Below are 9,889 nucleotides of genomic sequence, written 5' to 3' on the forward strand. Positions count from 1 at the left end.
AAAAAGCCGCGATCGACGATCGCGGCCATGTGGTTGGACAACTAGCGGTAAATTCTACCTTTATTTTCTTGATATTCGCATGAAAGCGAAAGTTAGCGGTATTTTGCGGAGCTAATTTCAGGTATCCTTCGCAAATGTGCCAATCTCCTAAAGATTAACGCCAGTTTTTACCACTAATGAAGCAATAGGCTGATATATCTTTGATTTAGCGGCAGATTTTGGAGTAAGTTACGTATGGGCCATAGCCCCTTGCTCCGGGGAATCCGGCTTCACGAGCGCATGCTTCTCCCACGCCCTGCTCTTCCAGCGGAAAAACATGATGACAGCGCGCAGCCATTCGTCTGCGGCAATCGCCAGCCATATGCCCGCCAATCCCAGTTTCAAAGGAAACACTAGCAAATAACCTAACGGCAAGCTCATTGCTACCATCGAGAACATGCCGATCCACAAAGGGAATTTCGCATCCCCCGCGGCGCGCAAAGAATTAATTAGCACGATATTGACCGTTCGCCCCGTTTCCAGCACGATGCTCAGCAACAAGACGTTGGCGCCAAGACGAATAATTTCCGGATCATCCGTAAAGACGCCCATCAACCGTTCGCGCAGCGCAATAACCAGCGCGACCATAATAAGCGTCGCCGCCCCGGCCCAACGCACGCTCTTCCATACGCGGCGATACGCCTCGTCCTTGTAGTTTCCGCCTACGAGCCTTCCTACGATAATCGCCGTCCCCATGCCCGCGGCCAAGGCGAACAAATACGTAAACATCGAAATGTTCGAAGCGTACTGCCGAGCCGCGAGCGATGCAGCGCCCAGGAATGTGGCGTAATATAAAAACATGATTTGGCAGAACTGATACATCACCTGCTCGAACGCGGAAGGCACGCCGATTTTAAGAATTTTGGCGATATATTCTTTGGACAGCGAGAAATAATATTGAATCTGGACTCTTACCGCCATGATGCGGTACAACAGCCAGAAGAACACGATCAACGCGAGGGCCCGGCTTACGACCGTCGATATGGCCGCCCCTTGAACGCCCATTTCCGGAAAACCGAATTTACCGAAGATCAAAGCATAGTTACCGAGAATGTGTATCACGTTCATGCCCAGGGAAACGAACATCGCTTCCTTCGTGAACCCGTGAACCCGAATGATAGCCGACAAGGAATTGATAATCGCCTGCAGGAAAATCGCTCCTCCGACGATAGACAAATAGCTTCGGGCATGCGTCAATATTTCGCCTTGCAAATTGAGCGCCTGCAGCATGCTGCCGCAGAACACGAGGAAGATGGCGCTGATTGCGAGACCTACGATTAAATTGAGCGTAACGGCCAATGCCGATATTTTCGCCGCCTCCACCAGCTTCCGCGAACCGATGTACTGCGCGACGACAATCGACGCGCCGTTGCCGATCACTTCCAGGACGAGAATCGCAATATGAAGATACTGGTTCGCCGCCCCGACTCCCGATACGGCATTGTCGGATATGGCGCTTAACATAAACGTATCCGCAATTCCCATCAGCATAAACAGAAAAATTTCTAAAAATATTGGCCATGCAAGAAAAAATAAGCGGAGCTCCTTCGTCCGCTTATCTCCTTGATTTGGTTCGGATTGGAAAGATGCCATGATGTCACCTGCTTCTTCGTCAAACTCATAAACAAGAGGTATCGTAGCACAGTTCCGTTCCAAATGCACGCATTTATTTTTCCCTATTCTCACCGCCAGGATGGCGGTTCATATCCTCGTAAATCCAAACCATACGATCCAAAAACCACAGTTTTCCCATATATACAAGAGCACATCCGAACAGCGTCATCCAAAGATCGAACCGGAACACGCCAATCATCACGAACAACGCTCCGATTCCGGCAATTGCGCTTAACAAATTCGGCAACCGCTTATGCGATGCGGGTATAGGGACTCGATCGCGATTCAGCCATAGCCGTTCGCCGAAGACGCATTTGGAAGCCCAATGATCCGTCGAACGCGGTGCGGGGAAAATATGCGGATTGACCATCGCCCATGCAACGGCAAGCGCCACCGGCACCGCGGCCCACCATCCTATCCAGGTCCTGCTCCAAAACGCGAGAATAAGGAGCGGCATGACCGAGTTGCGCGTCCAGACGCTCCACGGATTGGCATGACGCAGCCATGCCCGATCGTCCAACTTATACATGTTGCTGATTTTCCGTTCCAGCGTCATGAGCTTGCACCGCCTTTCCCAGGATTTGCGCCGTTCTCGTAAATACCCGTTTGCAGCATTTCGAGATATAAGCGCAATTCGTTCGTATAGCGTTCTAATTGGTCCAGCCCCCGATTCGCAGAAGCGCAATGCTCCGCCATGAACCTGTGACTCAACGCGTTCACGGCGGTAACGACCAGGTCAAACGCTCTGGACGGATCGATGCCTTCCCGGAATGCGGACGTATCGACGTCATCGAAGGTTACCGAAGTCAGCGATGCGATCGCCATTCTCCGCTTGCTTATTTCTTCGGACAATTCATCCGGCGCTTGGGACGAGAAGGCCTCGACGATCAATTTGTACATGAGGGGGTATTGCAAGAAAAACCGCATCTTCACCTCGCTGATGCGCATAATTCGCTTGAACAAATCGGCGGGCAGCTTCGCCTGTTCTTCTTTCATAAATGAACCGAGACGGTTCAAGCAATGGTCAAGGACAGTTACATATAGATTTTTTTTGCTTGAAAAATAATGAAACAAAATCCCTTTGGAAATGCCCGCCTGCTGGATCATTTGGTTCGTCGACGCTTTCTCGTATCCCCGCTGGGCAAAATGTTCGAGGGCAATATCCGTGATGGCTTGTTTTTTATCCTCGGGAATCGAGCCGTTTTGTTGTTCCGCCAATAGATTCACCTTCCCGTTCCATTGTTTGACCATGTGGTCAATCTTGTGTTCATTATACCGCGGGTTGACCACGCGGTCAATATCGGGCAGCCTTTTCTTTTCCTTGCACCGGACCCCTTTCGCGGGAATAACATGGATGTAGGCATTAACCTAGATTAAGGAGGAACCTATGAACCCATATCCCGTGTATCCTTATTACGGCAAGGAAACCAAATGCGAAGAACGGCCTATCGCCTTCCCTCCGCAGCATCAAGACCGTCAGCCCGGGCTGGAGTATGTCATGAGGCCGAGACCTATATTTGAAAACCCGTCCTATATCGGCAGCCGCAAACTGCAAAACAAAGTAGCGATCATTACCGGCGGGGACAGCGGCATAGGCCGCGCCGCCGCCATCGCGTTCGCCAAGGAAGGCGCGGACGTCGCGTTTGCCTATCTGTACGAGAGACGGGATGCGGACGAAACAAAAGCGCGGATCGAACAGCTTGGCAGGCGGTGCCTGGCGCTGCAGGCCGATCTGCGGTCGAAGAAAGCATGCGCCAACGTCGTCGAGCAAACGATCGGGACGTTCGGCAAATTGGATATATTGGTCAATAACGTCGGTGTGCAATATCCGCAGCAGCGGCTGACCGATATTACCGAGGAGCAGTTGGAACAAACGTTTCGAACGAATATCTATTCCTTTTTCTTCATGACGCAAGCGGCTCTGACATATTTAAAATCGGGCGCATCGATCATTAATACCGCCTCCATCACCGCCTATCAGGGCGAGAAAACGCTGATCGACTATTCCGCCACCAAAGGGGCGATCGTATCCTTCACCCGTTCTCTAGCTCTCTCCCTCGTCGATCAGTCCATTCGCGTCAACGCCGTCGCTCCCGGTCCGATCTGGACGCCGCTGATTCCGTCGAGCTTCTCGGCCGAACGCGTCGCCACTTTCGGTACGGATACCCCGATGAAACGCGCGGGCCAACCGTTCGAGCTCGCGCCTGCATACGTCTATTTGGCTAGCGACGATTCCCGCTATGTCACCGGGGAGACGATGCATGTCAACGGCGGCGACTTTATTACGTCTTAGGAAGAGGGGGCGCCGGGACCGTGTCTTGCATTAGCTCCAAAACCCGGCGTTAATATTGCCGTTTTCCTATCTAAATGCCGATTAGATGGAAATACTACCGCTAATTTCTATCCATTTCCATATTTATCGTATGCTACGGAAATTAGCGGCAGAAATCTCCGCTAATTTCTCAAAACCCTTCCGTGGAGTATATTAACTCCGGTTTTTACTGCTAGTTGCTTGCGCTCTTGCCGCTCTCCTCTCGTGTACAGAGACCTGTAAATGACGCCCATAAGCAAGCATGGAGCCCCCCATCAGGAGGCTCCATTCGTTAACCGGATCACACTCAATACATCCATTCGCTCATTCGTTTCTTCATGATACAGCCACTGTCCCTGCACGTGATCGACGAACAGCACGCCGTTCAAATGATCGATCTCATGCTGCATGCAGCGGGCGAGAAACCCTTGGCCTTCCAATATCCGTTCCCGGCCGGACCGATCCAGCGTCTTGACCTTCACCCGGTCGGCCCGTTTGACATGGCCGTAATATCCGGGAAACGACAGGCAAGCTTCCGGACCAAACTGTTCGCCATCCGCCTCGACGATCTCGGGATTGATCAATTCGATCAACCCGTCGCCGCAATCCATGACGATCAATCTTCGCAAAATGCCGACCTGAGGGGCGGCCAATCCCGCACGCCCGTCGGTCGCGTACAATGTTTCCGCCATGTCGTCGAGCAGCTTGATCATTTTCGGAGACAGCTCGTCGACCGGCTTCGCTTTTTTTCGCAAAATCGGATCCCCGAAGGGAACAATATCCTTTACGCTCATCTTTACGCTCCTTTCACCTGTTTGGACGGCTTATGCACCCATAAATCGCTAGGTGTACATTCCAGTGCGGTGCATAGCGCATCAAGCGTATCGGCCTTCATTTGCTTCGGCTGGCTTGTAAGCAGAGCGCTGATCGACGGAGCCGATAAGCTGTAACCCGCCTTTTCCTTGAGCAGCCGTGCCAGTTCCGCCCCGGTCCAAATGCCCCGCTCGGCCATGATCTTGCGCAACATCCAAATGAGCATGGTAAATGTCCTTCCCTTCGAAAAATTAGGTGTTACCTAATATATTTAGCTAATGCCTAAATTAGCACATTCAACGAAGATTTTCAACGCTTTCTGAAATCAAAACGGAGAAATGGAGCTGCCGACGAAACAAAATATGCTTCGGGTAAGCAAAGAAGCCGGCCCCGTCTCGATGTCGGAGACAGGAACCGGCTTGCTTCTTTGCCGCGGGAACGAAAACTTGCATTAACTCTTCCTTTCGGGCATCGGCATGAAGAGCAGAGCAAAGGGCAAATTGCTGCCCGCGGCCGGGGTGATCCATATTTCCACCTTCTCCGCCCGGTCCTTCGTCCGGTAGAGCACGCTGGTGGAATCCTGGGTCGAGCCGATATGTTTAATATGCACCACGTCGCCGTTCACCTTCGCTGCCCCGGAATACAATCCGCCGCGCGGATTGAAGGTAATCAGCGTATTGGGGGCGACATCGTGCAGTACGATCTTATACAGCACTCCGTAATTGCCCGAATTCACAGCTGGCGTATGCTTGATGCCATCGATCCCTTGCTGGAACGGGTCCGTCGTATTGTCGGTCAGCGGGAGCCGCTGCGGGCGGTTTCCTACCTTGCCTCTATATTCGAACACGCGAGTCGAGTCCGGGAACGTTCCTCTAACGATCGATTCGCCCGGATCGAGGTCAGGCAATACGGGTACAAGTTCAAGCGGATCTCCGCCTTCCTTGATCATAAGGACCGTATATTGAATCGGCGCGTCCCCGTATACATCCGCATTCAATGTAATAATGTCGCCCGATGCGACGGTGAGCGAGCTTAACCCGGTAAAGATGACTTTGCTTTCCCCGGCTTCCAGCCGAATATTGGCGCGCTCGCTGCCCGACACGAAAGATTCGAAGTACCTGGCGGCCGCCTGTCTCCCGGCAACCTCCGGATGATTCGTCGGACCGGCGATGCCGAGGCTCTCGACCGCAATGTTCGCGGGCTCGGAATTCGCATTGCCGGCGATCACATAAAATTTCGCCTTCTCCCCCATATTATTCATATGATGGATCATAAAGCGGGTGCGCCCCGCAATGGTATCCTGATACAGTATGCCTTCCGAATTGACCGTTTCCGGTCCGCTGGCGCGGAACAGCGTATAAGGTTCGGTGGTATAGTTATACGGAAGAGGTTCGAAGCCCAGAATGGAACCGCCGTTAATGTCGAAATTGCCGCCCGGCGGCGTGAACAAACGGTCGAATTCCTCCTTGGTATAGAGCGTCTCCGAGGTAATTTCAATCCGCTTGCTGTACGTCGAAGACGCTCCGTGCTTGTCGGTAACGGTGAGCCGGATCTCGACCGTGCCCGGTTCGAAAAACGCGGGCTGATCGTTCTCCCACTTGCGTTCCACGATCGCATCTTCGTCGTCCGTGCTTTGATCTTCTTTTTTGATCGGCTCGCCCATGCGGTACTTCTCTTTATCCGTCACGAAAAAGGCCACAGGCGGCTCGTTCGGCTTGGGCGGTTCGTCCGGTTCCACAACCCAACTGAGAGTGATTCGATCGTCCTGGAGCGCAAGCGAAATCTCGGCGGCGGCCGCCAGCGACCTTAACGGCACCATATAAACGCCCCGATCCGCATAAGGGGCGCCTGCCATCGTACGGGATACCCCGTCCACCGTATAGGCATTGCTGTCCAATGTATACCGTATTTCATGGTCTTCCTTCGTCAACAGCGTCTCCTTCGTCTCCACATCATGCCCGATGGCATACCCAAGGCGTTCTGCAACGGAACGCAAGCCCACATAAGTCACCCCGTTCTTGGCGACCGTCTCATGAGTTGCGGCGTATTCCGCTCCGTTATGCATGATCTTGCTGCTGTCCAGATATAAAATAAGTTCATGGGGGCCGTAGCCGCCCGGCTCTTCCGGCCCCGCCGCAGGTTCTGCATGAACCTGCGCCATCGCCGCGATTTGCGAAAGAATAAGCAAAGTAACGATCATAGCTCTTTTGATGTTCATTTCATAGCTCCTTTATTTCATTCCTACGATCATAACGCCCAAGACGATTACGCCGGCGCCAAGCCAGCGGTTCGGCGGGACCGCTTCCCCGAACAATTGCCAGGCGGCGACGAGTCCGATGACATACGCCAAGCTTTGCAGCGGATAGGCCGCGCTTAACGGCAGCCGCGACAACACAAACAACCATAGCACGGTAGCCAATCCGTACAAGACGATGCCTAGCAGAATGAGCGGCGAGAACAACACTGCTGCGATATTGTTCAGATGCAAGCCGCCTTGCGAGTCCAGGCCCATCTTCCACACGACTTGTCCGGCGACCAAGCATAAAATATTAAGCGCCAGCAATAAATAGATCATCCCGGATTCGTCTCCCCCGTTGTGAATTGGACGCTCTCGCATGTATGCGGCGCGCCCTTCTGTTTAGCAAGCCGATGAAGCATTTGCTCCTGCAGCGCCACGGTCTGGGTCAGCACGATTACGCGATGAGTCAGGGAAGAGACGGCCATCGTCAAATGCAGCAAAATAAACAAAATGGCAACAACGCTTAAAAGATAGAGCAGCGATGGCGCATAGGCGATGTGGATCCAGCCGGCCGCATCGTCGAGAAGTGACGGGAATAACGATAGAATCATCATCAACACGCTTAACAATATCCACAGCAGCGCATACTGCTCCCGCAGCTTGCGCTTCCGAATCAGAAGAATAATCGTGCCGGCAAAAGCGAGGCTAATTAGAAAGCTGATGAAATAGATATCAAATTCCATAGCCTATATTCATCTCCTCTTTCTTCTTCGTCTTCATAATAAGAACCGCCAATATCACTTTGCACATATAATAAGCGGACTTGAAGGCCGAGATGCTGGACACGCCGCTATGGCGCGCATTCATGACGACAGGCACTTCCTTGAAGGTGCCGCGGTATCGATCCAGCAGCATCAACGCCTCGACCTCGGGATAGTCCGTCGGATATTCCCGGGCGAACAGCGCGATCGCTCTCCGGTTGCACAGGCGATAGCCGGAGGTCGGATCGGTAATCCTCTTCCCGGTTAAGCGGGTGACCAGCCGCGCCAACAATTCGATCCCTATCTTTCTGGCAAACGTCGATTGATAGCCCGCCTTCTCGATGAAGCGCGATCCTACCACCATATCGGCCCCGCTCTCCTGCATGGCTTCAAGCAGCAGGCGCAGGTCGGACGGGTTATGCTGCCCGTCCCCGTCGATCTGCACGGCATAATCGTACCCGCCTGCTTCGGCATAGCGGTAACCGGTCTGCACTGCTCCCCCAATTCCCAAATTGCAGCTCAGATTGGCGACGAGCGCGCCCGCCTTCTCCGCGCGGCTGCCCGTGTCGTCCTTGGAACCGTCGTTGACGACGAGCACGTCGGCGTAAGGAATTTCGGCGCGGATTTGCGCGATGACGCATTCGATGCCTTCCGCTTCGTTGTATGCGGGTACGATAACGAGAACTTTGGATGGAATCGGCGTTATGTTTACGTTTGTCTTCATCCCTCTTGCCCCCTTGCCTTGGTTAACGAAGATTGCCCTCGCAGCCGGACATAGATCCAGCGAAGCATGGCCATGCCGACAACGCTATCCAGGATGACGATGAGCGGCATGACGGTATAGTTGTACCGATACTCCGGCACGAACGCCAGCCTGACCAGCGACATGACGATAATAATAACGGCAAGCAAAGTTGCCGGCTGCCTCCATTTCCGCAGGACGGCGACGAGCGCAATAAGCCCGAAACCGACCAGCGCGCGGTGAAACAAATTCCACGGCAGTACGGGGATGACCGGATACAACGGTTTATGGCCGCTGCCGAAATACATCCGCGAATACGTAGATTTCATTTTTCCGATCGTATACCATTTGGTGAAAGTCCACGTATGCTCGGTAAAACCGACCTTCAACCGCTCCTTGGCGATCTCCATTTGCGTTTTCCCCCGGTTGTCCACCAAGCCGTCTTCATAGTTTTTGTCCGGATAGGTTCCCGCCAGGAAAGGATTGACCTGCGTCGAAGCGACCACCACCTCATGCAGCGTCACGGCATTTCGGATAACCCAAGGGGACAGCACGATCGCCATTCCGATCAAGGCGAACGCCAGCTTGCGGAATGCTTCAAGCTTCTCATTCTTCCAGAAAAAATAGAAGGCGTGCAATGCGAATACAATCACCAGAAATTCCGGACGGATCAGTACCACAAGGCCCAATACCGCGCCGCTCAACATGGCGAAGCTCCAAGTCTTTCTCTCAAACGCGATCCATTGCACGTAAATATAAATGACGAGAAACAGCGTCGCCAGCGTCTCAGTCAATACGGCCGCGTTGCTCCATACAAACGGCGGGTAGATCGCCCCGGCAAACGCCGCGATCAAGCCGGCCGGCTGGCCGCCAAGCTTCCGCGCAATCACGTAGATCATCCATAGCGTAATCAAGCTGATCGCCACTTGAACGCCGCGAATATAAGGGAAAGGGTCGTTATGCTGATAATCCGCAAGCTTATAGATCGCAGCCATGAACAACGGATACCCCGGCGTCACCTGAGCGTTGGGCTCGGTACTTTTATAGGCGTATACCCCTTTCTCCAACAATTGCCTCACCATGATGTCGTAATGAACGGTGTCATGGGACACCTCATGATGTACCGATACCAGAAAATCGATACGCAGGAAGGAAGCAAGAGCGAATATGAGAATGATGAGAGAAATGACGGCCGGCTTCTTCCATTTCCCGGCGCTCGTTAAAATTCCAAGCATATTTTTGTCTCCTCGTATAGTATCTTTTGAAAGCTCTTATAGGTTAGTTTCCATCCCCTGAGGGGGATGGAAAACGGCCTCGAAATTTCCAGGCTCGTTCTTTGAAAATTTCATCTGGGACTGGACTTTCCGGCA

Annotated in this window: 11 protein-coding genes; 1 reads left to right on the top strand and 10 read right to left on the bottom strand. The window is 53.0% G+C overall.

Annotated features, from left to right (window positions below; translation table 11 throughout):
* Nucleotides 1-228: 228 nt before the first annotated feature.
* The 3 genes from LQ229_RS14965 to LQ229_RS14975 form a co-directional block, all read right to left on the bottom strand.
* Nucleotides 229-1,632: an MATE family efflux transporter gene (locus LQ229_RS14965; protein ID WP_216536885.1), complete on the bottom strand. Its 1,404-nt coding sequence runs from the start codon at nt 1,630-1,632 to the stop codon at nt 229-231.
* A 73-nt stretch (nt 1,633-1,705) separates the two neighbouring features.
* Entirely contained in the window at nt 1,706-2,209 is a 504-nt protein-coding gene (locus LQ229_RS14970) for a DUF6653 family protein (protein ID WP_216536884.1), read from the bottom strand.
* Nucleotides 2,206-2,904, bottom strand: a complete 699-nt coding sequence (locus LQ229_RS14975; RefSeq protein ID WP_230192163.1) for a TetR/AcrR family transcriptional regulator — start codon at nt 2,902-2,904, stop codon at nt 2,206-2,208. The genes LQ229_RS14970 and LQ229_RS14975 overlap by 4 nt, the downstream gene beginning before the upstream one ends.
* Nucleotides 2,905-3,040: 136 nt before the next feature.
* Between LQ229_RS14975 and LQ229_RS14980 the strand changes: the two genes are divergently transcribed.
* The gene (locus tag LQ229_RS14980; RefSeq protein WP_230192164.1) at nt 3,041-3,946 is read left to right on the top strand and encodes an SDR family oxidoreductase; all 906 of its coding nucleotides are present in this window, start codon (nt 3,041-3,043) and stop codon (nt 3,944-3,946) included.
* A 293-nt stretch (nt 3,947-4,239) separates the two neighbouring features.
* On the opposite strand, the gene def is transcribed toward LQ229_RS14980, so the two are convergent.
* The 7 genes from def to LQ229_RS15015 all read right to left on the bottom strand — a co-directional run bounded on the left by def (nt 4,240) and on the right by LQ229_RS15015 (nt 9,754).
* A complete protein-coding gene (def, locus tag LQ229_RS14985; RefSeq protein ID WP_216536881.1) occupies nt 4,240-4,758 on the bottom strand; it encodes a peptide deformylase in 519 nt (172 codons plus the stop codon).
* Nucleotides 4,759-4,760: 2 nt separating this feature from the next.
* Nucleotides 4,761-5,003, bottom strand: coding sequence for a helix-turn-helix transcriptional regulator (locus tag LQ229_RS14990; RefSeq protein WP_216536880.1), 243 nt, complete (start codon nt 5,001-5,003; stop codon nt 4,761-4,763).
* Between the two features lie 225 nt (nt 5,004-5,228).
* On the bottom strand, nt 5,229-6,995 hold the full coding sequence (locus tag LQ229_RS14995) for a copper amine oxidase N-terminal domain-containing protein (RefSeq protein WP_216536879.1): 1,767 nt from the start codon (nt 6,993-6,995) through the stop codon (nt 5,229-5,231).
* Between the two features lie 12 nt (nt 6,996-7,007).
* Nucleotides 7,008-7,352, bottom strand: coding sequence for an EamA family transporter (locus LQ229_RS15000; protein WP_216536878.1), 345 nt, complete (start codon nt 7,350-7,352; stop codon nt 7,008-7,010).
* Entirely contained in the window at nt 7,349-7,759 is a 411-nt protein-coding gene (locus LQ229_RS15005) for a DUF2304 domain-containing protein (protein ID WP_230192165.1), read from the bottom strand. The genes LQ229_RS15000 and LQ229_RS15005 overlap by 4 nt, the downstream gene beginning before the upstream one ends.
* Nucleotides 7,749-8,501 carry a glycosyltransferase family 2 protein gene (locus LQ229_RS15010; protein WP_216536876.1) on the bottom strand — a complete coding sequence of 251 codons (753 nt, stop codon included), beginning with the start codon at nt 8,499-8,501 and terminating at the stop codon, nt 7,749-7,751. Before LQ229_RS15010 ends, LQ229_RS15005 begins: the two co-directional genes overlap by 11 nt.
* Nucleotides 8,498-9,754: a glycosyltransferase family 39 protein gene (locus LQ229_RS15015; RefSeq protein WP_230192166.1), complete on the bottom strand. Its 1,257-nt coding sequence runs from the start codon at nt 9,752-9,754 to the stop codon at nt 8,498-8,500. Before LQ229_RS15015 ends, LQ229_RS15010 begins: the two co-directional genes overlap by 4 nt.
* Between the last annotated feature and the right edge of the window lie 135 nt (nt 9,755-9,889).

It is taken from the genome of Paenibacillus sp. CECT 9249, assembly GCF_918697855.1.
In the GTDB taxonomy this organism is placed as follows: domain Bacteria; phylum Bacillota; class Bacilli; order Paenibacillales; family Paenibacillaceae; genus MSJ-34.

Excerpts from the sequence above, each read along its gene's own strand:
- LQ229_RS14965 (WP_216536885.1), bottom strand. The coding sequence starts at position 1,632 with ATGGCATCTTTCCAATCCGAACCAAATCAAGGAGATAAGCGGACGAAG.
- LQ229_RS14970 (WP_216536884.1), bottom strand. The coding sequence starts at position 2,209 with ATGACGCTGGAACGGAAAATCAGCAACATGTATAAGTTGGACGATCGG.
- LQ229_RS14975 (WP_230192163.1), bottom strand. The coding sequence starts at position 2,904 with ATGGTCAAACAATGGAACGGGAAGGTGAATCTATTGGCGGAACAACAA.
- LQ229_RS14980 (WP_230192164.1), top strand. The coding sequence starts at position 3,041 with ATGAACCCATATCCCGTGTATCCTTATTACGGCAAGGAAACCAAATGC.
- def (WP_216536881.1), bottom strand. The coding sequence starts at position 4,758 with ATGAGCGTAAAGGATATTGTTCCCTTCGGGGATCCGATTTTGCGAAAA.
- LQ229_RS14990 (WP_216536880.1), bottom strand. The coding sequence starts at position 5,003 with ATGCTCATTTGGATGTTGCGCAAGATCATGGCCGAGCGGGGCATTTGG.
- LQ229_RS14995 (WP_216536879.1), bottom strand. The coding sequence starts at position 6,995 with ATGAACATCAAAAGAGCTATGATCGTTACTTTGCTTATTCTTTCGCAA.
- LQ229_RS15000 (WP_216536878.1), bottom strand. The coding sequence starts at position 7,352 with ATGATCTATTTATTGCTGGCGCTTAATATTTTATGCTTGGTCGCCGGA.
- LQ229_RS15005 (WP_230192165.1), bottom strand. The coding sequence starts at position 7,759 with ATGGAATTTGATATCTATTTCATCAGCTTTCTAATTAGCCTCGCTTTT.
- LQ229_RS15010 (WP_216536876.1), bottom strand. The coding sequence starts at position 8,501 with ATGAAGACAAACGTAAACATAACGCCGATTCCATCCAAAGTTCTCGTT.
- LQ229_RS15015 (WP_230192166.1), bottom strand. The coding sequence starts at position 9,754 with ATGCTTGGAATTTTAACGAGCGCCGGGAAATGGAAGAAGCCGGCCGTC.